The sequence below is a fragment of the Streptomyces sp. Q2 genome (genome assembly GCF_056820935.1).
The window spans coordinates 23,944-45,657 of sequence record NZ_JBXEJE010000039.1 but is presented as its reverse complement, the minus strand read 5'-3'; the positions used below and the strand labels follow the sequence as shown (position 1 = coordinate 45,657).

At 70.7% G+C, this 21,714-nt stretch carries 19 protein-coding genes; 12 read left to right on the top strand and 7 right to left on the bottom strand.

The window, feature by feature from the left end:
- Positions 1-245 precede the first annotated feature (245 nt).
- The 7 genes from hemL (at position 246) to ccsB (ending at position 7,938) form a co-directional block, all read left to right on the top strand.
- The gene (gene hemL, locus ACWBNA_RS35705) at positions 246-1,565 is read left to right on the top strand and encodes a glutamate-1-semialdehyde 2,1-aminomutase (RefSeq protein ID WP_482708664.1); all 1,320 of its coding nucleotides are present in this window, start codon (positions 246-248) and stop codon (positions 1,563-1,565) included.
- On the top strand, positions 1,562-2,251 hold the full coding sequence (locus ACWBNA_RS35700) for a histidine phosphatase family protein (protein ID WP_482708663.1): 690 nt from the start codon (positions 1,562-1,564) through the stop codon (positions 2,249-2,251). The genes hemL and ACWBNA_RS35700 overlap by 4 nt, the downstream gene beginning before the upstream one ends.
- 110 nt (positions 2,252-2,361) lie before the next feature.
- Complete coding sequence (locus ACWBNA_RS35695) at positions 2,362-3,654, top strand: polysaccharide deacetylase family protein (RefSeq protein WP_482708662.1); 1,293 nt, start codon at positions 2,362-2,364, stop codon at positions 3,652-3,654.
- 66 nt (positions 3,655-3,720) lie between these two features.
- Positions 3,721-4,329 (top strand): TlpA family protein disulfide reductase, encoded by a 609-nt coding sequence (locus tag ACWBNA_RS35690; RefSeq protein WP_482708661.1) that lies wholly within the window; start codon positions 3,721-3,723, stop codon positions 4,327-4,329.
- 1 nt (position 4,330) lies between these two features.
- Positions 4,331-5,104: a cytochrome c biogenesis CcdA family protein gene (locus ACWBNA_RS35685; protein ID WP_482708660.1), complete on the top strand. Its 774-nt coding sequence runs from the start codon at positions 4,331-4,333 to the stop codon at positions 5,102-5,104.
- Between the two features lie 3 nt (positions 5,105-5,107).
- Positions 5,108-6,829: a cytochrome c biogenesis protein ResB gene (resB, locus tag ACWBNA_RS35680; protein ID WP_482708659.1), complete on the top strand. Its 1,722-nt coding sequence runs from the start codon at positions 5,108-5,110 to the stop codon at positions 6,827-6,829.
- Positions 6,826-7,938: a c-type cytochrome biogenesis protein CcsB gene (gene ccsB / locus ACWBNA_RS35675; RefSeq protein WP_482708658.1), complete on the top strand. Its 1,113-nt coding sequence runs from the start codon at positions 6,826-6,828 to the stop codon at positions 7,936-7,938. The genes resB and ccsB overlap by 4 nt, the downstream gene beginning before the upstream one ends.
- A gap of 67 nt (positions 7,939-8,005) precedes the next feature.
- Here the strand turns inward: ccsB and ACWBNA_RS35670 are convergent, their stop codons facing one another.
- From ACWBNA_RS35670 to ACWBNA_RS35655, 4 genes are all read right to left on the bottom strand, one after another.
- Positions 8,006-9,577, bottom strand: coding sequence for a hypothetical protein (locus ACWBNA_RS35670; RefSeq protein ID WP_482708657.1), 1,572 nt, complete (start codon positions 9,575-9,577; stop codon positions 8,006-8,008).
- Complete coding sequence (locus ACWBNA_RS35665) at positions 9,577-11,688, bottom strand: hypothetical protein (RefSeq protein WP_482708656.1); 2,112 nt, start codon at positions 11,686-11,688, stop codon at positions 9,577-9,579. Before ACWBNA_RS35665 ends, ACWBNA_RS35670 begins: the two co-directional genes overlap by 1 nt.
- A gap of 100 nt (positions 11,689-11,788) precedes the next feature.
- Positions 11,789-12,763: an isopenicillin N synthase family dioxygenase gene (locus ACWBNA_RS35660; protein WP_482708655.1), complete on the bottom strand. Its 975-nt coding sequence runs from the start codon at positions 12,761-12,763 to the stop codon at positions 11,789-11,791.
- Positions 12,756-13,214 carry a nucleoside deaminase gene (locus tag ACWBNA_RS35655; protein ID WP_482708654.1) on the bottom strand — a complete coding sequence of 153 codons (459 nt, stop codon included), beginning with the start codon at positions 13,212-13,214 and terminating at the stop codon, positions 12,756-12,758. The genes ACWBNA_RS35660 and ACWBNA_RS35655 overlap by 8 nt, the downstream gene beginning before the upstream one ends.
- A 99-nt stretch (positions 13,215-13,313) precedes the next feature.
- Here ACWBNA_RS35655 and ACWBNA_RS35650 point away from each other — a divergent pair, with 99 nt between their 5' ends.
- The gene (locus ACWBNA_RS35650; protein ID WP_482708653.1) at positions 13,314-14,573 is read left to right on the top strand and encodes a PucR family transcriptional regulator; all 1,260 of its coding nucleotides are present in this window, start codon (positions 13,314-13,316) and stop codon (positions 14,571-14,573) included.
- A 9-nt stretch (positions 14,574-14,582) separates the two neighbouring features.
- Here the strand turns inward: ACWBNA_RS35650 and ACWBNA_RS35645 are convergent, their stop codons facing one another.
- Complete coding sequence (locus tag ACWBNA_RS35645; RefSeq protein WP_482708652.1) at positions 14,583-15,503, bottom strand: transglutaminase-like domain-containing protein; 921 nt, start codon at positions 15,501-15,503, stop codon at positions 14,583-14,585.
- 109 nt (positions 15,504-15,612) lie between these two features.
- Between ACWBNA_RS35645 and ACWBNA_RS35640 the strand changes: the two genes are divergently transcribed.
- On the top strand, positions 15,613-16,380 hold the full coding sequence (locus tag ACWBNA_RS35640; protein ID WP_482708651.1) for a CDP-alcohol phosphatidyltransferase family protein: 768 nt from the start codon (positions 15,613-15,615) through the stop codon (positions 16,378-16,380).
- 64 nt (positions 16,381-16,444) lie between these two features.
- Positions 16,445-16,792: a hypothetical protein gene (locus ACWBNA_RS35635; protein WP_482708650.1), complete on the top strand. Its 348-nt coding sequence runs from the start codon at positions 16,445-16,447 to the stop codon at positions 16,790-16,792.
- 555 nt (positions 16,793-17,347) lie between these two features.
- On the opposite strand, the gene ACWBNA_RS35630 is transcribed toward ACWBNA_RS35635, so the two are convergent.
- Both ACWBNA_RS35630 and ACWBNA_RS35625 read right to left on the bottom strand, forming a co-directional pair.
- Entirely contained in the window at positions 17,348-18,736 is a 1,389-nt protein-coding gene (locus ACWBNA_RS35630; protein ID WP_482708649.1) for a purine-cytosine permease family protein, read from the bottom strand.
- 146 nt (positions 18,737-18,882) lie between these two features.
- Complete coding sequence (locus tag ACWBNA_RS35625; protein ID WP_482708648.1) at positions 18,883-19,248, bottom strand: PLD nuclease N-terminal domain-containing protein; 366 nt, start codon at positions 19,246-19,248, stop codon at positions 18,883-18,885.
- An 89-nt stretch (positions 19,249-19,337) separates the two neighbouring features.
- Here ACWBNA_RS35625 and ACWBNA_RS35620 point away from each other — a divergent pair, with 89 nt between their 5' ends.
- Both ACWBNA_RS35620 and mqnP read left to right on the top strand, forming a co-directional pair.
- The gene (locus ACWBNA_RS35620) at positions 19,338-20,795 is read left to right on the top strand and encodes a menaquinone biosynthesis decarboxylase (RefSeq protein WP_482708647.1); all 1,458 of its coding nucleotides are present in this window, start codon (positions 19,338-19,340) and stop codon (positions 20,793-20,795) included.
- Positions 20,792-21,697: a menaquinone biosynthesis prenyltransferase MqnP gene (mqnP, locus tag ACWBNA_RS35615; RefSeq protein ID WP_482708646.1), complete on the top strand. Its 906-nt coding sequence runs from the start codon at positions 20,792-20,794 to the stop codon at positions 21,695-21,697. Before ACWBNA_RS35620 ends, mqnP begins: the two co-directional genes overlap by 4 nt.
- Positions 21,698-21,714: the final 17 nt, after the last annotated feature.

Genomic DNA, 21,714 nt, shown 5'->3' with positions numbered 1-21,714 from the left:
AGTCTCGCAGATGACGGGGGGCCGGGACTGGTTGCCGGGTCGGTAGCCCTCTCAGCAGCGCGTCCGCACCCGATCACCGGCGCATCCGCCCCAGCTCCACCGGCGCATCCGCACCGCTTCAGCCGCGCATCCGCCCCGCCTGGACAGCGGCCCCGCTGCCGTCGGTGCCCCCTGGCCTACCCTGAGGAGGTCACTGGCAAAACCGGAGTCCGAGCAGTCGGAGAAGGTCGGAGAAGTCGCAGGACATGAGCGAACTGCCCTATTCATACGATGCGCCTGTCTCGCAGGCCCTGTTCGACCGCGCGGCCGTCGTCACGCCCGGCGGCGTGAACTCCCCGGTGCGCGCCTTCCGTGCCGTGGGCGGAACGCCCCGGTTCATGGTGTCCGGCAGCGGCCCTTACCTCAAGGACGCCGACGGGCGCGAGTACGTCGACCTGGTCTGCTCCTGGGGGCCCATGATCCTCGGGCACTCCCACCCCGAGGTCATCGCCGCCGTGCAGGACGCCGTCTCGCGCGGCACCTCCTTCGGCACGCCCGGTGAGGGCGAGGTCACGCTCGCCGAGGAGATGGTCGACCGGATCGAGCCGCTGGAGCAGGTGCGACTGGTGTCCAGCGGGACCGAGGCCACCATGTCGGCCATCCGCCTCGCCCGCGGGTTCACCCGTCGCACCAAGGTGATCAAGTTCGCCGGGTGTTACCACGGTCACGTCGACTCACTGCTCGCCGCCGCCGGGTCCGGGGTCGCCACCTTCGCCCTCCCCGACACCCCCGGCGTCACCGGTGCCCAGGCCGGCGACACCATCGTCCTGCCCTACAACGACCTCGACGCCGTGCACGCCGCGTTCCAGGCCCACCCCGGCGAGATCGCCTGCGTGATCACCGAGGCATCGCCGGGCAACATGGGCGTCGTACCGCCGATGCCCGGCTTCAACCAGGGGCTGAAGGACGCGTGCGCGCAGAACGGCGCGCTGTACATCTCCGACGAGGTGATGACCGGCTTCCGGACCAGCAAGGCCGGCTGGTACGGCATCGACGGCGTCCGGCCCGACCTGATGACCTTCGGCAAGGTGATGGGGGGCGGGTTCCCGGCCGCCGCCTTCGGTGGCCGCGCCGATGTCATGGGGCACCTCGCGCCCGCCGGGCCCGTCTACCAGGCCGGCACCCTCTCCGGTAACCCCGTCGCCACCGCCGCCGGTCTCGCCCAGCTGCGGCTCCTCGACGACGCGGCCTACGCCAAGGTCAACGACGTGTCGGCGCAGATCCAGGCGCTGGTCTCCGGGGCCCTCACCAAGGAAGGCGTGGCGCACACCGTGCAGAACGCCTCCAACATGTTCTCCGTCTTCTTCACGGACCGCCCGGTCCGCGACTACGAGGACGCCAAGGCGCAGGAGTCGTACCGCTTCACCGCCTTCTTCCACTCCCTGCTGGCAAACGGTGTCTATCTGCCGCCGTCGTCCTTCGAGTCCTGGTTCGTGTCCACGGCCCACGACGAGCGGGCCGTCCAGCTGATCGCCGACGCCCTTCCGGCGGCGGCCCGAGCGGCTGCGGAGGCCACGCAAGCATGAGCGGCAACGACAACAAGGACATCACCGTCGTCCACCTGATGCGGCACGGCGAGGTCGCCAACCCGGACGGCGTCCTGTACGGCCGTCTCGGCGGCTACCACCTCTCCGAACTCGGCCGGCAGATGGCCGACCGGGTCGCCGAGCACCTCGCCGGCCGTGACGTGACGCACGTCGGGGCCTCCCCGCTGGAGCGGGCGCAGGAGACGGCGACGCCGATCGCCAAGGCGCACGGGCTGGACATCGCCACGGACGAGCGGCTCATCGAGGCCGAGAACGTCTTCCAGGGCAAGACCTTCGGGGTCGGGGACGGGGCGCTGCGCAGGCCCGAGAACTGGAAGCACCTGGTCAACCCGTTCAAGCCGTCCTGGGGTGAGCCGTACGTCGACCAGGTCATCCGCATGATGGGCGCGCTGGACGCGGCGAAGGACCGGGCGCGGGGCCACGAGGCCGTGCTCGTCAGTCACCAGCTGCCGATCTGGATCGTGCGGTCGTACGTCGAGAAGCGGCGGCTGTGGCACGACCCGCGCAAGCGGCAGTGCACGCTCGCGTCCCTGACGACCTTCACCTACCGGGGCGACAAGATCGTGTCCGTCGGCTACACCGAGCCGGCCCGCGACCTCGTCCCGGCCCATCTCCTCGCCGGCGCCAGGCCGGTGAAGGGGCAGGGCAAGGCCTTCGGGGCGTAGGGCACGTCTGTTTGCCTTCGTTACGAAATCCGTAAGTATCGGAGGAACCTCCCCGTTCGTCGCCACCTCTGACTGGGTGACCACCAGAGAACGTGACGAACGGGGATGCAATGCGCACTCTCACCCGCAGGGGAGCACTCGGGCTCGGCGCGGGCGCCGCGGCCGCCGCAGGACTGGCGGGGTGCGGCACGCTCACCTCGTCAGACGGGTCGAGCCATGCCGGTGGTTCCGGTTCCGGTTCCAAGGGCGGTCGTTCCGGCAGTCCGAAGCCCACCGCCCGCCCCCTCGGTGACGGCTCCACCTCCTTCACCGGCAAGCAGCCCCACCAGCCCGCCAAGCCGGAGCCGTTGGAGCCGGGGCAGACCCCGCCCCAGTTCGTGGTCTTCTCCTGGGACGGGGCCGGTGAAGTCGGCAACGGTCTCTTCCCGCGCTTCCTGGACCTCGCCAAGGAGCACCAGGCGAGCATGACCTTCTTCCTCTCGGGGCTGTATCTCCTGCCCGAGTCGAAGAAGCGCCTCTACGACCCGCCGAACAACCCGCGCGGCGCCTCCGACATCGGCTACCTCACCGACGAGCACGTCAGGGAGACGCTGACGAACGTCCGGCGGGCCTGGCTCGAAGGGCACGAGATAGGAACCCACTTCAACGGCCACTTCTGTGCCGGCACCGGCACCGTCGGCAACTGGACGCCCCAGCAGTGGCGCAGCGAGATCGACCAGGCCAAGTCCTTCGTGAAGGAGTGGCGCACCAACACGGGCTGGACCGACCTGCCCGCGCTGCCCTTCGACTACGACAAGGAACTCGTCGGCGGCCGCACCCCCTGCCTGCTCGGCCAGGACAACCTGCTGCCCACCGCCCGCGAACTCGGCTGGCGCTACGACGCCTCCTCGCCCGGCGGCCGTCAGGTCTGGCCGCAGAAGCGGGAGGGGATGTGGGACCTGCCCCTGCAGGCGATACCTTTCCCCGGCCGCCGGTTCGAGGTCCTGTCGATGGACTACAACATGCTCGCCAACCAGTCCATCAACTCCACCAACGCGCCCTCCCACAACTACCCGGCCTGGCGCGAGCAGTCAGCCGGCGCCTACATCGGGGGATTCAAGCGGGCATACGAGACGAACCGGGCCCCCTTCTTCGTCGGCAACCACTTCGAGCACTGGAACGGCGGCATCTACATGGACGCCGTCGAAGAGGCCCTGAAGCACATCGCGCGGGAGAAGGAGAAGGGCGAGGACGTACGCCTGGTCTCCTTCCGGCAGTTCGTCGACTGGATGGACGTACAGAAGCCGGAGGTGCTCGCCAAGCTGCGTACGCTCGACGTCGGGCAGCAGCCGGTCGGCGGCTGGAGCGAGTTCCTGAAGGACACCGGCTCGACCGCCTCGGCGACCTCCTCGAACGCTGCCTGAAATGCGGGTTTCCGCCCGCAAGGGGGGTGCGCAAGATCCCCGGAACGGGCATGCGAAACTTTTCACATGAGTGCCGCCAGCCGTAGTCGCACCTGTCGTCGTGCCGTCCTTCTCACCGCCGTTACCGCGGCAGCCGCGCTGACCCTTTCCGCGTGCGGTTCGGGCGGTACGTCCGGCGGAGGCGGCGACACCAACTTCGTCACCGGCAACAACGGCATCGACACCGTCGCGCAGGGCAAACGGGTCGCGGCCCCCGACCTCTCCGGCGCCACCATCGCCGGCAAGCAGCTCGACGTCGCCGACTACAAGGGCGAGGTCGTCGTCCTGAACGTCTGGGGCTCCTGGTGCGGCCCGTGCCGCGCGGAGGCCAAGTACTTCTCCAAGATCTCCAAGGAGTACGCCGGCAAGGGCGTCCAGTTCGTCGGCATCAACACCCGGGACACCAGCACCGGCGTCGCGCTCTCCTTCGAGAAGGACTTCGGCATCACCTACCCGAGCCTGTACGACCCCACGGGCAAGCTGATGCTCCGCTTCAAGAAGGGCACCCTCAACCCGCAGCTGATCCCCTCCACGCTCGTCATCGACAAGGACGGCAAGGTCGCCGCGCGGGCCCTGCAGGCCCTCGGCGAGGAGGATCTGCTCAGCATGCTCAAGCCCGTCCTCGCGGAGAAGTGACGTGAGCGCGCTGGTGACCCTCGCCGAGGCGACGGGCCGCAACGAGACCGTGTTCAGCGGGGCCCTGCTGGTCGCCCTGCCCATCGCCCTGCTCGGCGGACTCGTCTCCTTCTTCTCACCGTGCGTCCTGCCCCTGGTCCCCGGCTACCTCTCCTACGTCACCGGAGTCACCGGCACCGACCTGGCCGAGGCCCGGCGCGGGCGGATGGTCGTCGGCGCCTCGCTGTTCGTGCTCGGCTTCACCGCCGTGTTCGTCTCCGGCGGGGCCCTGTTCGGGTACTTCGGCGAGTCGCTGCAGGAGCAGAAGGGCATCCTGTCCAAGGTGCTCGGCGTCCTCATGATCCTCATGGGCGTCTTCTTCATGGGCCTGATGCCCTGGCTCACCCAGCGCGAGTTCCGCTTCCACAAGAAACCGACCGCCGGACTGGTCGGCGCCCCCGTCCTCGGCGCCCTCTTCGGCATCGGCTGGGCGCCCTGCATCGGACCCACCCTCGCCTCCGTGCAGGCACTCTCCTTCAACCAGGCGAGCGCCGGCCGCGGGGCGATACTGACGGTCGCGTACTGCGTGGGCCTCGGCGTACCGTTCGTGCTCGCCGCGGTCGCCTTCCGCAAGGCGCTCGGCGCCTTCGGCTGGATCAAGCGGCACTACGTCTGGGTGATGCGCCTGGGCGGCACCATGATGATCGTGACCGGTCTGCTGCTGCTGACCGGCGCGTGGGACCAGATCGTCTCCGAGATGCAGACCTGGTCCGACGGCTTCACTGTGGGGATCTGATCGATGAGCAAGACGACCACCGGCGCGCCCTCCGACGCGACCGCGGACGACCAGGACCTCGGCACCGCCGGCTCCCAGCTGTCCACCGCGCCCAAGGAGGAGCTGCCCAACCTGCCCGCCCTGGGCGTCATCGGCTGGGCCCGCTGGTTCTGGCGGCAGCTCACCTCCATGCGGGTCGCGCTGCTGCTGCTCCTGCTGCTGTCGCTCGGCGCCATCCCCGGCTCGCTGATCCCGCAGTCCGGCACCGACGAGACGAAGGTCGCCGACTTCCGCGACGCCCACCCCGCCCTCGGTGACGTCTACGACAAGCTCGGCCTCTTCCACGTCTACAGCTCGGTGTGGTTCTCCGCGATCTACATCCTGCTGTTCGTCTCCCTCATCGGCTGCATCGTCCCGCGCACCTGGCAGTTCGTGGGCCAGCTCCGCGGCCGCCCGCCGGGCGCCCCCCGACGCATGACCCGGCTGCCCGCCTACACCACCTGGCGCACCGCGGCCGAGCCCGAGCAGGTCCGCGAGGCCGCGCTCGCCCTGCTGAAGAAGCGCCGCTTCCGCGCCCACCTCGCGGGCGACGCCGTCGCCGCCGAGAAGGGCTATCTGCGCGAGGTGGGCAACCTCGCCTTCCACATCGCCCTCATCGTGCTGCTCACGGCCTTCGCCTGGGGGCAGCTGTTCAAGATGGAGGGCAACAAGCTGGTCGTGGAGGGTGACGGGTTCTCCAACACCATCACGCAGTACGACGACTTCAAGTCCGGCAACCTCTTCAGCCAGGACGACCTGGACCCGTTCAGCTTCACCCTGGACGACTTCACCGGCACCTACGAGACGAGCGGCCCGAACAAGGGCACCCCGCGCACCTACCAGGCGCGCCTCGACTACAGCGTCGGCGCCTACGGCAAGGACGAGAAGACCACCGTCAAGGTCAACGAGCCGCTGGAGATCGGCGACTCGAAGGTCTACCTCACCGCCCACGGCTACGCGCCCGTCATCACCGTCCGCGACGCCAAGGGCAACGTCGTCTACAACCAGGCCGTCCCGCTCCTGCCGCTCGACTCCAACGTCACCTCCTCCGGTGCCATCAAGGTCATGGACGGCTACCGCAACGCCAAGGGGGAGCGGGAACAGCTCGGCTTCCAGGCCTTCTTCCTGCCGTCCTACGTGCCGGGCAACGAGGTGGCCTCGCAGTTCCCGGCGCTCACCAACCCGGTGCTCAACCTGGAGGCCTACCACGGCGACCTCGGTGTCGACGCGGGCATCCCGCAGAGCGTGTACCAGCTCGACAAGAGCCACCTGAAGGAGTTCAAGAACTCCAAGGGCGAGCAGCTCAGGGAGAACCTCAAGCCCGGCGAGACCATGCAGCTCCCGGGCGGCGCCGGCTCGGTCACCTACGAGGGCACCAAGGAGTGGGCCAACTTCCAGATCACCCGGCAGCCCGGCAGCGGCTGGGCGCTCGGTGGCGCGATCACCGCGATCTTCGGTCTGGCCGCCTCCCTGTTCATCCAGCGCCGTCGCGTGTGGGTGCGGGCCGTCAAGGGCGACGACGGTGTCACCGTCGTCGAGATGGCCGGCCTCGGCCGCAGCGAGTCCGCCAAGGTGCCCGAGGAACTCGGCGACCTCGCCGGGGTCCTGTACGACCAGGCACCGGGGGCACCCGAAGCAGAAGCCTCCTCCGACGACACCCCCACCCCCGACCCCCAAGTCGTACCTGCCGAAAGGCCTGAGAAGTGACTCTCGCCGCCGCAACCGATCTAGCCGCCGTGACGAATCTCGCCGCCGCCACCAACGAAAACCTCGCGAACCTCAGCAACACGCTGATCTACTCGTCGATGGCCGTCTACACCCTCGCCTTCTTCGCGTACATCACCGAATGGATCTTCGGGGGCCGCAGCAAGATCGGCCGTACGGCGGCCGCGCTGACCGCGAGCAAGAAGGCGGCCGCCCCCGCCGTCACCGTGAACACGGCCGGCGGGACCGCCGTACTCGAGCGGCCGAAGGTGGTCGTGCGGTCCGCGGCCGGTGCGCGTGACGTGCCGGACGGGCCCGGGGCGCACGGCGGGGACGAGCAGGGCGACCTCTACGGTCGTATCGCCATCTCCCTCACGGTGCTCGCCTTCCTCATCGAGTTCGGCGGTGTGCTCGCCCGCGCGCTCTCGGTGCAGCGGGCGCCGTGGGGCAACATGTACGAGTTCAACATCACCTTCTCGACGGTGGCCGTCGGTGTGTACCTCGCGCTGCTGGCGCTGAAGAAGAACGTGCGCTGGCTCGGGCTGTTCCTGATCACCACGGTCCTCCTCGACCTCGGTCTCGCCGTCACTGTCTTGTACACCGCGAGTGACCAGTTGGTTCCCGCGCTGCATTCGTACTGGCTGTACATCCACGTCTCCACGGCGATCTTCTGCGGTGCGGTCTTCTACGTCGGCGCCGTCGCCACGCTGATGTACCTCTTCAAGGACTCGTACGAGAACAAGCTCGTCACCGGCGGCACGCCCGGCCGCTTCGCGACCTCCGTCATGGAGCGCCTGCCCTCCTCGGCCTCCCTCGACAAGTTCTCCTACCGCGTCAACGCCGCCGTCTTCCCGCTGTGGACGTTCACGATCATCGCGGGCGCCATCTGGGCGGGCGACGCCTGGGGCCGTTACTGGGGCTGGGACCCCAAGGAGACCTGGTCCTTCATCACCTGGGTCGCCTACGCCTGTTACCTGCACGCCCGCGCCACGGCCGGCTGGAAGGGCCGCAAGGCCGCCTACCTGGCGCTGATCGCGTTCGGCTGCTGGCTGTTCAACTACTACGGCGTCAACATCTTCGTGACCGGAAAGCACTCCTACGCGGGCGTGTGACCGACTCCCTCACGGCGAAGGCCGGTTCCCTGTGACCTGAGTCACGGAGAACCGGCCTTCGCCGGTTCTACGACGGCGGCAGGCACTCCTTCGCCGGTGGCTTCCCCTCCGGCCAGGCGATCTTGACGAAGCGGTTGGTGCCCCGCGGGGTCACCTCCACCACCGGTACGGCCTTGTCGTACGGGTTGCCGTGCACGTCCAGGCAGATCCAGCCGCTCGCCCCGCTCACCTTCAGGGAGCCCTTGACCTGCGGCCACTGCAGACCGACGTCGGCGAGCGGCGGGACCACCTTCCCGTCGGGGGTGGCCTCGCGGATGCCTTTGACGGCCAGCTGCATGGCGTCGTAGGCGATGATCAACTGGCCGTCCGACAGGGTGATCGGGCCGATCGGGCCGACCGGCCCGCGTTTGCCGCTCGCGAGCAGACCGTTCAGGACGCTCGCGCCCTGCGCCGAGCCGCCCGTCTTCGCCGGGTCCTTCGTCCAGGCGTCCGGGTGGGCGAGGGCGGTGTAGCGCACGGAGAGGTTGTGGGTGAGGGCGCTGCGGTCGAGGTCCTTGTCGCCGGTGAGGTAGGAGCCCTCGTCGCCGGTCAGCAGCGTGAACCTGCGGTCCTGGCAGCCGCGTCCGCCGAGCGCGTTGATGAACTGCCGCAGCTGGGTGTGGCGTCCGGCGAACAGGATGGTGTCGGTGTCCGGCGCCGTGTCGCACACCAGGTGGGTGATCTGCCGGAACGTGTTGGCGGTGGTGCCCTCCTTGCTGCGGTCCTCAGGCGGGGTGAAGGGCTGCGGCTCGTAGGGCGAGCCCTCGATGAGGTCGGCGAAGGACTTCTGCAGCGTCGTCGTGTACGGGTCGCCCGGCTTGTCGTACACCAGCAGCGCGTTGCCCGCCGTCACCTTGGCGAACGAGGCGAGCGCGCGGGCCTCGTCGGTGTTGGTGGGGGAGACCCGGGCCAGCCCCGGGAAGGGGTCGGTGCCGTCCTGGCCGTTGGCGAGGTCGTCGGCGGTGATGGACGAGCCGATCACCGGGATCCCACGCCGGGTCAGCTCGGCGACGGCCTTCTTGTTGTTCTCGGTGCTCAGCCCGACCCCGGTCACCGCCCGCAGCCGGTCCGGTCCCTCGGTCATGCCCTCCAGCTGGTCGACCGTGTGCTCCCAGTGGGCGCCGGTCGCCCCGGGGTTGGCGAGCACCAGCCGGATCGCCGGGGTCTGCCCGGCCGACTTGTGGTTGGCCTGGTACTGGGCCAGATAGGCGCCCTGCAGCTCGTGCAGCACGTCCCCGAGGTTGTCGGCGTCGGTCGCGGTGAAGGGTTCGAGCAGAGCGACGGTGACATAGCTGTCCGCCTTGAGCGACCTGTTCTCCCGGTCGATCGCCCTGACCGTCTCCCGAAGTCGGGTCCGGCCGAAGTAGTAGTCCGTCGCGGACACGCCCACGCACTCGTCGCTGCCCTCGGGTCGTACCACCCCGGCGGCGCAGGACCGGTCGTCGTGCGCGAGCACCCGGACGCCGAGGACAAGCCCGGCCACCACCGCGGCGGCGACCAGCAGGGCGAGGTAGCGGCGCAGGGGGATCTCCCACACGCCCTCACGCAACCGGGTGCCGAAGCCTCTGCCCGGACCCCCGCCCGCACCGCTCCCGGCCATCACGCCTCCCCGTCCGCTTCGTCCTCGTCGTCGTCCGGGACGCGCAGCGCCCGCCCGGCGAGCGCGTCCTCCGGCCAGTCCCGCGAGGCCCGCCACAGCAGCGCGTTGCCCGCGGGGCGCAGGTTGGACAGCTGCTCCAGCTCGAACCGCAGCCGGTCGCACACCTTCGCGTCGGGCAGCGCGAGCGGGTCGGTCAGCTGCCACACGGCGTGCAGCAGCCGCCGTATGCGCAGATGCAGTACGGCGTCCGCGCCCTCCGGCACGACCTGCGCGGCGTCGGTGCGCCCGAGCGCGACCGCCGTCCGCCGGTCCTCCCGTCCGGCTCCGGCGAAGTCGTGGCCCTCGGCGTCGTGGGCGTGGAAGTAGGGCGCCGAGGCGATGAACCTGAGGGACCGCAGCCAGACGCGGATGTCCAGGGTGAGGAAGGTGTCCCGCAGATACGCCACCGCCGAGTCCGCGCCGCCCAGGGCGAGTTCGTGGTGCAGCCGGTAGCGGGCGCGGGCCGGATCGTCGTCGTCGGCCGCGTGCGCGTAGCAGCGGATCAGCGTCTCGTGCGCCTGCCGCCACTGCCCGTGGTCCGGGTCCCGGTGGTGCAGCCTCAGGAGCAGCAGGGTCCGTACGAAGGAGTCCCCGACGAACCGGCCCGGCACCTGAGGCAGCCCCTCCGCCGCGAGCCGGGTCTCCAACGCCCGTACGTCGGCGGGGCCGAAGTCGTCCGGCAGGAGCGCCTCGGCGAGCGCGCAGGCCGAGGCGTGGTCGTGGGCGGCGGCCAGCACGGTCAGCTCGTCCAGCCGGGCGGCGGGCACCAGGTGGTCGAGGAGCTCGAGGTAGGTGGGCCGCCCGTCACGGTCGTCGTCCAGTCGTACGTCCGCCGTCAGCAGCTCCCCGAGGGAGGCGGCACCCGGCAGGTTCTGCGCGGCGGAGCCGGCGAGCCGGACGATCCCCAGCGGGTTGCCGCCGGTCAGCCGGTGGGTGGCGTACGGCAGCCGGGGCGGCACCGGGACCTGTGCGCAGGCGGCGCCCACCAGGTGCAGGGTGTCGTCCGGGCCGAGCGGCGGCAGTGCCACCAGCAGGGCCCGGGAGGACGGGGACGCCGGGTCCGGCGTCCAGTCGCTGCGCCGCGCGACCTCCGCCAGGGTCCGCCGTACGGCGTTGCGCAGGACCGGGCGGCCGGTGCCGCGCAGGCCGCCGACGAACACGACCTGGTCGGCGATCCCCTCGGCGCGGTCGCGCAGTATGGCGTCGACCAGCCCGGGCCCGGGGGCTCGGTGCGCGTTGTCGATGAGCACGACCGGCCGTCCCAGCCGCTGCATCCGCGGCAGCACTCCCGCGTACGCGTCGGTCAGGTCGGCGAGCAGAGCCCGGACGAGATACCGCTCGGCGTGCTCCCGGGAGGTGCCGCCGGCCCGGAAGTGCCCGGACAGCAGGATCAGCCCGCGCCGGGCGTCGCGGCCCGCGTTCGGGTAGTCGCGCCACCAGGCGGAGGCCCGCTGCTGGCGGCGGTTGACGAAACTGTCGGAGAAGGACTCCAGGGTCGCCTCGATCGCCGACGCCACGAGCGGCCCGGTGCCGCTCACCGCGGCGACGACGTTGGCGGTGACCCGGCCGGCCATCCGCCCCGCGAACCCGGCGATCCACGACCCGCCCTCGTTCAGCAGCAGGATCCGCTCCACCTCGCGCCGGATCCGCTCGGAGTCGGCGTCGTCCCAGCCGCCCGCCGCGACCGCGACCAGACCCGACATCAGCCGCGGGAACGTGATCCGCCCGGCCCCGGTCACCGGCTCGGCCAACTGCTCGGCGACGACCAGCAGCGCCTGCGACACCGGCGACCAGGCCTCCAGGGGCCGCCCGCCGACCGGCCTCGCGAACTGGACGTCCTCGCAGTCGATCGACGCGACCGGCGTGTGCCCCTTGTACGCGTCCCGCAACTCGCCGAGCACCGCGCTCTTGCCGAGCCCGCGCCCGCCGGTCAGCAGCACGAAGGGCAGTTCCTTCGGATGCTCGACGGGAGTGGCCCGGTGCTGATGCGGACGCAGACCCACGAGCCGCGGAGCGAGACCTGCCGGATCGGTGTCGAACAGCGCCCCGCGCCCGTGCAACGGTCTGCCCACCGCATCTCTCCCCCCAGAGACTCCAACCTCAGGGTAAGGAGAGGGAGTTGGTGCGGGCCAGACCCCGTGATGTCCGTTGTGTTACGAAACTCTCGACCGGTCAGTCCACGGTGATCGAGTCCAGCTTCGCCCGCAGGTACGTGTGCGAGTCCACCGGCTCGTACGCCACCCGCCCCACCGGCGCGGGCAGCGACTCCACCAGCGTCCCCGGCGTGCACTCCCCGAAGTAGACGAGGGACATCAGCTCCTCGGCGGGCACGTCGGCCGGCGGGGGCAGCACGCGGTGCCGTCCCGAACGCCAGCGGTCGCCGGTCCAACGGGCCAGCAAGTCACCGACGTTGATGGTGAACGCCTCCGGGTCGAAGGGCGCGTCCTCCCAGCCGCCCTCGTCCGTGTACACCTGCAGTCCCCCCTTGCCGGCCTGCCGGTCGAGGATCGTCACCGTCCCGAAGTCGGTGTGCGGGCCGATGCGGAACTGGCCCGGCTGCGGCTCCCCGACGACCTCCGTCCCCGGATACCAGTTGATGTTGAAGCCGTAGGTCGGATGGTCCATGTGCTTCGAGAAGAAGTCGGCGTCGAGCCCGAGCGCCTCGCCGAGCAGGGACAGCAGTTCCTTCTCCAGCTCGGCCATCCGCGCCAGGTACTCCTCGCAGAGTCCCCGCAGTTCCGGCACCTCGGCGGGCCAGACGTTCGGTGCCGCCCACTCCGCGTCGACCACCGGATCCTCGAAGTGCTCGTGCGTCGCGAACGTCAGCGACTCCTTCAGATCCGGCGGGGTCTGCGTACCCTCCGAATAGCCGTTGGCCTCCGCGCCCGGCCCGAGCCAGCCGCGCCCGCCGACCTTCGCCTCGTACGGCCGCTTCACGCCGACGGGCATCTTGAAGAACGCCCGCGCGGCCTCCCGGATCCCGGACCGCAGGGCAGGCTCCACTCCATGCCCGGTGACCAGCAGGAATCCGGCGGTCTGGAGCGCCTCGTCGACGGTGCGGGCGATCTCGGCGCGGGTGTCGGGGGTGCCGTCGACCCAGGGCGCCAGGTCGATCGTGGGGATGCGCGGGGCCGGGGTGTCACTCACCGATGTCCTCGTTCCACAGTGCCGGGTTGTTCTTGATGAAGTCGCGCATCATCGCGACGCACTCGGGGTCGTCCAGGAGCACGATCTCCACGCCGTGCTCCGCCAGCCAGTCGTGGCCGCCGTGGAAGGTGGCCGCCTCGCCGACGACGACCCGCGAGATGCCGAACTGGCGGACCAGGCCGGAGCAGTACCAGCACGGGGAGAGGGTGGTCACCATCGTCGTACCGCGGTACGACCGCTGCCGTCCCGCCGCCCGGAAGGCGGCCGTCTCCGCGTGCGTCGAGGGGTCGTCGTCCTGGACGCGGCGGTTGTGGCCGCGGCCGAGGAGGGTGCCGTCGGTGCCGTAGAGGGCGGCGCCGATCGGGATGCCGCCCTCGGCGAGCCCGGCGCGGGCCTCCGCGACGGCGGTGGCGAGCCAGGTGCGGGCCGTCGCCTGATCCATAGGGTCCATGGCTTCACTCTGCTGTGGCGGAAACACGAGGGCAACGTGCGGAAAGTACTCTCCGGGCATCCCGCAGCCGGACGAACTGTCAGTGCCCTGGAGGTTCCCGTGCCCGCACTCACCCTCCGTGAAGTCCTGGAACTGGACCCCGTCCGCGCCGCCGAGCCCGAGCTGCTGGCCGGTCAGGGCGCCCTGGACCGCCCGGTGCGCTGGGTGCACTCCAGCGAGGTGTACGAGGGCGCGAACTTCCTGGACGGCGGGGAGCTGCTGCTGACGAACGGCTTCGGGCTGACGGACGCGGACGAGGAGGTCCGGCGGCGGTACGTGCGCGAGCTGGCGGCCCGGGACGCGACCGGGCTCGCGGTGGAGGTGGGGCGGTCGCTGCCGTCGATGCCGGCCGAGGTGACCGACGAGGCCCGCCGCGTGGGGCTGCCGCTGCTGGCCCTGCACCGGGTCGTGCCCTTCGTACGGATCACGGAGGCCGCCAACCGGGCGATCGTGGCCCGGGGCCTGTCCGGGCGGTCGGTCGTCCGGCCGTGGGGCGACGACCACACGGCGGCACTGCTGGCGGATCTGGCGGACCGGGCGGCCCTGAACCAGCCCGAGGTGGAGGCGCGGGCGGCGCTGGCGGGGTTCCACCCGGGCCCCGGCGCCCGCCTGCTGGGGGTGTCCCTGCACGGCACGCGGGACGTGAGCACCGTGGACCGTGCGGTACGGCTGCTCGGCGGGGCGGGGGTGCTGCGGGCGGCGTTCCCGGGGGACGTGCTGGCGCTGCTGTCGCTGCCCGGTTCGCGCGTCGGCGACCCCGTACGGGCCGTCCAGGACGCCTTCCGTACGGCCGCCGAGCCCGGCCTGACCGTCGCGGTCGGGCACGCCGTCGCCGCCGGTGGAGGCTGGCTGCGCTGGAGCGACACGCTGCGTGCCGCCCGTACGACGCTGGAGCTGGCGCTGACCGTGCCGGCCGCCGAACCGGGCGTACCGGACGGCCCGCTGGTCACGTCCTCGCGCGCCCTCGCCCTGGAACGGGAGCTCACCCGGGGTGGCGTGGACGCAAACCGGGAGCGGCTCGCCGGGCTGGTCCAGCACGCCCTGGGCCCGCTGCTGGCCTGGGAGGCGGCCCACCCCAGCGACCTCGTCCGCACCCTGGAGGTCCACCTGCGGCACGGCTGCTCGCCGACGCGTACGGCCGCGCTGCTCCACATCGGCCGGCAGTCCCTCTACCAGCGGCTGGAGCGGATCGAGTCTCTCCTCGGCCTGGAGATCGGCGACCCTGACCTGCTGGGGGAGCTGCTGACGGCGGCCTGCGCGCACCGGGTCGTGCGGGGGATGGCTCCGACGGTGGCGGGCGGACTGCGGACGGTGGCCTAGGTTCCGTCGCTAGCGCAGGGTGACTTCGCTCGTTCCGTTGTACGGCGCCATGCACAGCACCGTCTTCGGGGTGCGCAGGATGTCGTCCCGCGTGAACAGCCGCCGTGCCGTGTCGAAGGGCACGTCGTCGCAGGTGACCAGGGAGACGCGGTCGTACAGGGCGCGGGAGGTTTCCGACAGGGGCCGGCCCGGCTGCCCGTCCTCGTCCTCTCCCCAGACGTCCCACAGCAGTGTCTCCACCTTGTTCAGGGCCGCGAGGTCGAGCCGGATGTTGCCGGCCACGAACCGCTCCCCGTGGAGCGGGCCCTCCTGCGGCGGGTGCAGCCCGAAGGTGTCCGGGTCGGCCCCGCGCTCGCGGATGGCCCGCCACGCCTCGCCCGCGATCAGGAAGCGCTCGCGCGGTACGTCCATCGGGTCGAAGTCGACGTTCAGGCCGTCGAGGAGCGCGGGATCGGCGAGCTGCGCGTCGGCGAGGAGCCACGTGCCGTGCTTCTCGTCCCAGTACTCGGTGACGACGTGGTCGCCGTGGAAGCCGTCGGAACCGAAGTAGTCGGCGAACCCCGACCGCAGGCGGGCCGGGACGCCCCGGTGGCGCAGGAACGAGCAGTGCAGCAGAGCGAAGTCGCGGCAGACGCCGACGAACCGGTCGCGGGGCGGGCGCCACTGGGCGAGCGGGGCGTCGTCGCGTGCGACGACGATGCGCAGGATGTCGTCGACGTAGCGCGTCTCGGCGTCGTTGTGGAGACGGTCCTGGGGGATGACGTACCCGAAGGCCGCACCCTCGACGCGGTGGATCATCAAGTCCCTTGCCACGCGGGCCAGTTCGGCGGGGTCATCCGGCAGGGCGGCGTAGTGGTGAGCGAGGGCGCCGGGGTCGGAGAAGGCACTCTGGGCGGCGTAGAAGGCGAGGGTGTCCGGGGTCTCGGGCATAGCCGGAACCGTGTCAAAATTCCCGGCGAAATGTCCAGGAGTCCGGGCAGGTAGCCTGTGCCGATCACCGCCGTGTCTGCGGCAGTTGGGCCCGCTTGGAGGAACGTTCATGGTTGCTGCTCCGGTTCTGGAGGAGCTGCGGGAGGTCTGCCAGCCGCAGGCCAAGCTGGCGAGCCGCAACGGCGAGCACTGGGCGGGCCGGCTGTACATGCGGCGCCTCTCACTGCGCTTCACCCGCCAGTTGGTGCGCACGCCGGTCACCCCCGACCAGCTGACCTGGACGATGGTGGTCTGCGGGGTCGCGTCCGGCGCCGCGCTGATGATCCCGGGCCTGACGGGTGCCGTCCTGGCCGTCGTCCTCATGCAGTTGTTCCTGCTCTTCGACTGCGTGGACGGCGAAGTCGCCCGCTGGAAGGGCCAGAACAGCGCGTCCGGCATCTACGTCGACCGGCTCGGCGCCTACCTGGCCGACGCGGCGCTGCTGGCGGGCGCGGGCTACCGGGCCGCCGAGTCCGGTGTCGGCGGCTGGCTGTCGATCGGCATCGCCACCGCCCTGGGCGTGGTGCTGCTGAAGGCCTCCACCGACCTCGTGGACGTGGCGCGGGCCCGGCGCGGGCTGGGTGTCGTCGACGACGAGTCGACCCGTCCGCGCTCGCAGGGCGTGGCGACGGTGCGCCGCCTCGCCGCCGCCTTCAAGATCCACCGCGTGACGAACGGCATCGAGGCCTCCCTGGTCCTACTGGTCGCGGCCGTCGCCGACGAGATGACCGGCGGCATCGAGCCGACCCGCTGGGCGCTGGCCGCGCTCGCCGTGATCACGTGGGTGATGGTTCCGGCCCACCTGTTGTCGATCCTGTCGTCGTCGCGGCTGCGCTGAGGCAGCCGTAGGGATTTCCGCGGGAACCGGTACGCGCAGGTCTTCGCGCCCTACGGTGAACGGCATGGACGCAGAAGAGGACGAGCGCCTGGCCGCCATCACCCCGGAGATCTCCCGCCTCTCCATCGACCTCCTGCGCAGGGCGGCCGGCACCTATCCCGCGGAACGCCTCGCCAAAGAGGCCCTGGAGTACGCCGACGAGGTCTTCGACCAGTACGGCACCGACGGCCTCCGTCTCCTCGTCATGAGCCTCGCCGGCTGGGCGGCCGTCCAACTGGAGGTCAACGCCCAGGAGTCGGGGCGGTCTTTGGAGTCGCTCCTGGACGACATGATGCTCACCTGGCTGGAGACGGAGCCGGGGGCGGGCGACGAGGACGACGACGAGGCCGGGGACGAGGACGAGGCGGGGTAGGAGGAGGGCGGGACGGTCCGCCGACCCGGCTCACGGGCGTTCGAACACCGCGTAGTCCGCGAAGCTGCGACGGTAGCGGAGGTGCCCGGACTCCTGGGTGTGCCCGCGTTGCCACTCCTCGACCTCGCCGGGTCCTGACGAGGCCCGGACGTCGCGCCGCAGTCGGTCTCGTCGCCCGAGACGCAGTGCGCCTCGCAGTGCGCCTCGTACTCCGGCTGCGCCGACGCGTCCTGCACGATCGTGTAGGGCACGCACCGGAGGAAGAGCCGGCGCCCCGCCGGGTCCCCGCCGCACGCCACGCCGCCTGGTTGCCTTCACGTCCGCTCTGCGCTGACCGGCGGTCCGGTCGTCAGAGCCGGTAGTTCATGCCGCGCCAGATCCATCCGGCGCCGAGCGGATCAGCGCGGACACGAACCGCTGGGACGACACCTTCGCCCTGCGCGAAGTCAGCGTGGACGAGCGGGTGTTTCGCCGGGCGGTACCTCACGGTCGAGCACGCGGAACAGGCTCACCTGCTCACCGGCTGACCCGCCGGACAAGGGCGACGGGTGCCGGCTAGCGCGGCGCCCGCCGCAGCACCGCGTACAGTCCCGCGCTCACCGCGAACCCGACCAGGCATGTGATGTCACCGAAGGACGGCCACCTCTCCGGCACCCAGCCCACGTACTTCTCCTGGTTGGAGAAGACCGGCACCGACACCGCGATGCCGGCCAACAGGGCGGTGATCCCCGGCCAGTTGGCGAACATCCGGTCACCGAGCCGGGCCGACAGCCGCTCCACCGGCGTCCGCGCCTGCAGCCACCGCTCCACCAGCACGACCCCGAGCCACGGCCCCACCCAGTACGCGATCACCAGCAGGAACGCCTCGTAGGCGTGCCCCGCGTCCGCCAGCGACGCCCACGCGGCCGCCGTACCGGCGACACCGCACAGGACGACGATGGCGCTGCGGCCGAGCCACGGGGGGAGCCTGAGGCCCAGGGAGGTGATGGACATGGCGGAGGAGTAGACGTTCAGGGCGTTCGCGGAGACCGCGCCGAGGATGATGGCGAGCAGGACGAGGTCGCCGAGCCGGCCTGGGAGGTGGCCCGTGAAGGCAGCCGTGGGGGAGGCGCCCTCGGGGGCGACGATCGTCGCCGACGCCGCGCCGATCACCGACACCACCGCGACCGAGACGAACAGGCCGACGGCCGGGTAGAGGGCGGTCTTGAAGCGGTTCGCCGTACGCGGGAGGTAGCGGGAGTAGTCGGAGGCTCCCGGGTTCCAGCCGGCCGTGTAGCCCCAGGCCGCGCTGAAGGCGAGGAGGAAGCCGCCGATGCCGCCGCCGGCGCCCGCCCCGCCCAGGTCGGCCTCCTTGAAGGTCCAGACGCCGGCGAGCAGGAACACCACCGCCAGTGCCGGGAAGGCGTACTTCTCGAAGGCGTGGACGAAGTTGTGCCCGATGAAGCCGATCACCACCTCGGCGACCACCACCAGCAGGAGAGAGGGGAGGGGTCGCAGGCCGGTCAGCGTGTTCAGCGCGAAAGCGGCGCTCACACTGTTCACCGCGAACCAGCCGACACCCGCGACCAGTGCGTTCACACCCGCCGGCAGCAGATTGCCGCGGAAACCGAAGGAGAAGCGGCCGATCGCCATCTGCGGGACGCCGAAGCGCGGGCCGTCCAGGGACAGGATCCCGTGGGTCAGCGACCCCAGCGCGGTGCCCAGCAGCAGCGCCGCCGTGGCCTGCCAGAAGTTCAGGCCGAAGAACAACACCGAGATCACGCCGATGTACACCGTCGCGAACTCGATGTTCGGGGACGCCCACGTCCACAGCAACTGCAGCGGACTGCCGTGCCGTTCGGCGTCGGGGATCGGTTCCGAGCCCGCCGTCTCGACGGCGATGACCTTGTCACCGTATTCGGGGGTGAGCGTGGTGCCGGTGGAGTCGGCGGGAGCAGTCGTCATGCGAGGTAAGTGTCCGGCTCCCGCCCGCCGCCGCCCAGGGGCGCATTGTCCGCTTCGGGCGGCTCACCGGCTTACACCCTGTCAGGTACCGGCGTCAGGCGGTGGGGTCAGGCAGTGGCGTCACGCGGTGGCGTCGCTCGGTGGCGTCAGGCGGTGGGGTCCTCGCCGCCGTCCTTCTTGTCCCGGTCCTTCTTGTCCTCGTCGTCGGGGGACTTCTCGTCCTTGAGGGACTTGAGGAACTCGGGATTGTCGTCGGGCGCCACCCACTGCTGCCTGCCGCCCCGGCTCCACGGCGAACCGGCGGAGCCCGCGGCGCCTGCCGCGCCCGCCGGGTTCCGGTTCTTGCCCGCGATGAGCCAGGAGATGGAGCCGGCGAGCGGGAACACCAGGACGAGGATGGCCCAGAGCGGCTTGGGCATGTAGCGGACGTCCTGGTCCTTCGTGCTGATGCAGTCGATGAACGCGTACACGCTCAGCGCCAGTGGCACGAGGAACATCAGTACCCGGAGCATGGGGGCCTTCCAGTGGGACAGTCGTCGGGGCCACGAGCACGGGACCCCAGGTACCGGGCCAGGGTAGCCGCTCGGGGATACTTGACCGCATGGCTTACGACGATCTTCGTTCCCTGCTCAGGGCCCTGGAGCGCGAGGGCGACCTCAAGCGCGTCAAGGTCGAGGTGGACCCGTATCTGGAGGTAGGGGAGATCGTCGACCGGGTGCAGAAGTCCGGCGGCCCGGCGCTGCTCTTCGAGAACGTGAAGGGCTCCGCGATGCCCCTCGCGATGAACGTCTTCGGAACCGACCGGCGGCTGCTGAAGGCCCTCGGGCTGAAGTCGTACGGCGAGATCTCCGACAAGATCGGCGGGCTGCTGCGGCCCGAGCTGCCGCACGGCTTCGTGGGCGTGCGGGAGGCGTTCGGGAAACTCGGCGCGATGACGCACGTACCGCCGAAGAAGGTGAAGTCGGGGGACGCGCCCGTACAGGAGGTCGTGCTCCAGGGTGACGACGTCGACCTCGACCAGCTGCCCGCCCTCTTCACCTGGCCGCAGGACGGCGGCTCCTTCTTCAACCTGGGGCTCACCCACACCAGGGACCCGGAGAGCGGGATCCGGAACCTGGGCCTGTACCGCCTGCAGCGCCACGACAAGCGCACCATCGGCATGCACTGGCAGATCCACAAGGACAGCCGCAACCACTACCAGGTCGCGGCGCGGCGGGGCGAGCGGCTGCCGGTCGCGATCGCCTTCGGGTGTCCGCCCGCCGTGACGTACGCCTCCACCGCGCCCCTCCCCGGTGACATCGACGAGTACCTGTTCGCCGGGTTCATCGCGGGCAAGCGGATCGAGATGGTCGACTGCAAGACGGTGCCGCTGCAGGTGCCGGCGCAGGCGGAGGTCGTGATCGAGGGCTGGCTGGAGCCCGGCGAGATGCTGCCGGAGGGTCCGTTCGGCGACCACACCGGCTTCTACACCCCGCAGGAGCCGTTCCCCGCCCTGACGATCGACTGCGTGACGATGCGGAAGCGTCCGCTGTTGCAGTCGATCGTCGTAGGCCGGCCTCCGACGGAGGACGGACCCCTGGGCCGTGCGACGGAGCGGTTCTTCCTCCCGCTGCTGAAGATCATCGTGCCGGACATCGTGGACTACCACCTGCCCGAGGCGGGCGGCTTCCACAACTGCGCGATCGTGTCGATCGACAAGAAGTACCCGAAGCACGCGCAGAAGGTGATGCACGCGGTGTGGGGGGCACACATGATGTCCCTGACCAAACTGATCGTGGTCGTCGACTCCGACTGCGACGTCCACGATCTGCACGAGGTCGCGTGGCGGGCCCTCGGCAACACGGACTACGCCCGTGACCTCTCGATCGTCGAAGGTCCCGTCGACCATCTCGACCACGCCTCCTACCAGCAGTTCTGGGGCGGCAAGGCGGGCATCGACGCGACGAGGAAGTGGCCCGAGGAGGGCTACACGCGGGACGGCGGCTGGCCCGAGATGGTGCTGTCCGACCCCGAGACGGCGGCGACGGTCGACCGCCGCTGGAAGGAGTACGGACTGTGAGTTCAGCTTCCGCGGCGCTTCCGCAGCAGCCGGGGCGGACGAAAGCCTTCCTGCGCCTCGTCATGATCGAGCACTCCGTGTTCGCGCTGCCCTTCGCCTACATCGCCGCGCTCACCGCGATGTTCCAGTGGGACAAGAACATCCACTGGGGCCGCCTCCTCCTCGTCACCATCTGCATGGTGGGGCTGCGGACCTTCGCGATGGCCGTCAACCGGATCATCGACCGGGAGATCGACGCCCGGAACCCCCGGACCGCTCACCGTGAGCTGGTCACGGGCGCGATGTCGGTGAAGCACGCCTGGACGGGCGCGCTGGTCGCGCTGGTGGTCTTCCTCGGCTCGGCGGCCCTGCTGAACCCCCTGTGCCTGGCGCTGGCCCCCATCGCGGTGATCCCGATGGTGGTCTACCCCTACGGCAAGCGCTTCACGAACTTCCCGCAGGCCATCCTCGGTCTCGCCCAGGCGATGGGCCCGGTCGGCGGCTGGCTGGCGATCAGCGGCGAGTGGTCCTGGGACGCGGTGATCCTCGGTCTCGCCGTCGGCATCTGGATCGGCGGCTTCGACCTGATCTACGCCTGCCAGGACGTCGACACCGACCGCGAGATCGGCGTCATGTCGGTCCCGGCCCGCTTCGGCATCCCGGCGGCGGTGTGGGGCGCGCGGGTCTGCCACGCGGTCACGACGGCGTTGTTCGTCTGGTACGCCGTCGCGACCGACGCGGGGACCTTCTTCTGGTTCGGCCTGATGATCGTCGCGAGCGCCTTCGTCTACGAGCACTCGATCGTGCGCCCGCACGACCTGTCCCGCCTGAACAGGGCGTTCTTCAGCGTCAACGGGTTCATCGGGATTGCCCTGTTCGTGTGCGCGCTGATGGATCTGCTGGTTCGGGGTCTGACCGTCTAAGTACGGTGCCGCCTACC

What these genes read in the sequence shown, in the direction of transcription:
- ACWBNA_RS35695 (WP_482708662.1), top strand. Translation starts at nt 2,362, where the DNA reads ATGCGCACTCTCACCCGCAGGGGAGCACTCGGGCTCGGCGCGGGCGCC.
- hemL (WP_482708664.1), top strand. Translation starts at nt 246, where the DNA reads ATGAGCGAACTGCCCTATTCATACGATGCGCCTGTCTCGCAGGCCCTG.
- ACWBNA_RS35690 (WP_482708661.1), top strand. Translation starts at nt 3,721, where the DNA reads ATGAGTGCCGCCAGCCGTAGTCGCACCTGTCGTCGTGCCGTCCTTCTC.
- ACWBNA_RS35655 (WP_482708654.1), bottom strand. Translation starts at nt 13,214, where the DNA reads ATGGACCCTATGGATCAGGCGACGGCCCGCACCTGGCTCGCCACCGCC.
- ACWBNA_RS35620 (WP_482708647.1), top strand. Translation starts at nt 19,338, where the DNA reads ATGGCTTACGACGATCTTCGTTCCCTGCTCAGGGCCCTGGAGCGCGAG.
- resB (WP_482708659.1), top strand. Translation starts at nt 5,108, where the DNA reads ATGAGCAAGACGACCACCGGCGCGCCCTCCGACGCGACCGCGGACGAC.
- ACWBNA_RS35630 (WP_482708649.1), bottom strand. Translation starts at nt 18,736, where the DNA reads ATGACGACTGCTCCCGCCGACTCCACCGGCACCACGCTCACCCCCGAA.
- ACWBNA_RS35645 (WP_482708652.1), bottom strand. Translation starts at nt 15,503, where the DNA reads ATGCCCGAGACCCCGGACACCCTCGCCTTCTACGCCGCCCAGAGTGCC.
- ACWBNA_RS35700 (WP_482708663.1), top strand. Translation starts at nt 1,562, where the DNA reads ATGAGCGGCAACGACAACAAGGACATCACCGTCGTCCACCTGATGCGG.
- ACWBNA_RS35625 (WP_482708648.1), bottom strand. Translation starts at nt 19,248, where the DNA reads ATGCTCCGGGTACTGATGTTCCTCGTGCCACTGGCGCTGAGCGTGTAC.
- ACWBNA_RS35670 (WP_482708657.1), bottom strand. Translation starts at nt 9,577, where the DNA reads ATGGCCGGGAGCGGTGCGGGCGGGGGTCCGGGCAGAGGCTTCGGCACC.
- ACWBNA_RS35640 (WP_482708651.1), top strand. Translation starts at nt 15,613, where the DNA reads ATGGTTGCTGCTCCGGTTCTGGAGGAGCTGCGGGAGGTCTGCCAGCCG.
- ACWBNA_RS35635 (WP_482708650.1), top strand. Translation starts at nt 16,445, where the DNA reads ATGGACGCAGAAGAGGACGAGCGCCTGGCCGCCATCACCCCGGAGATC.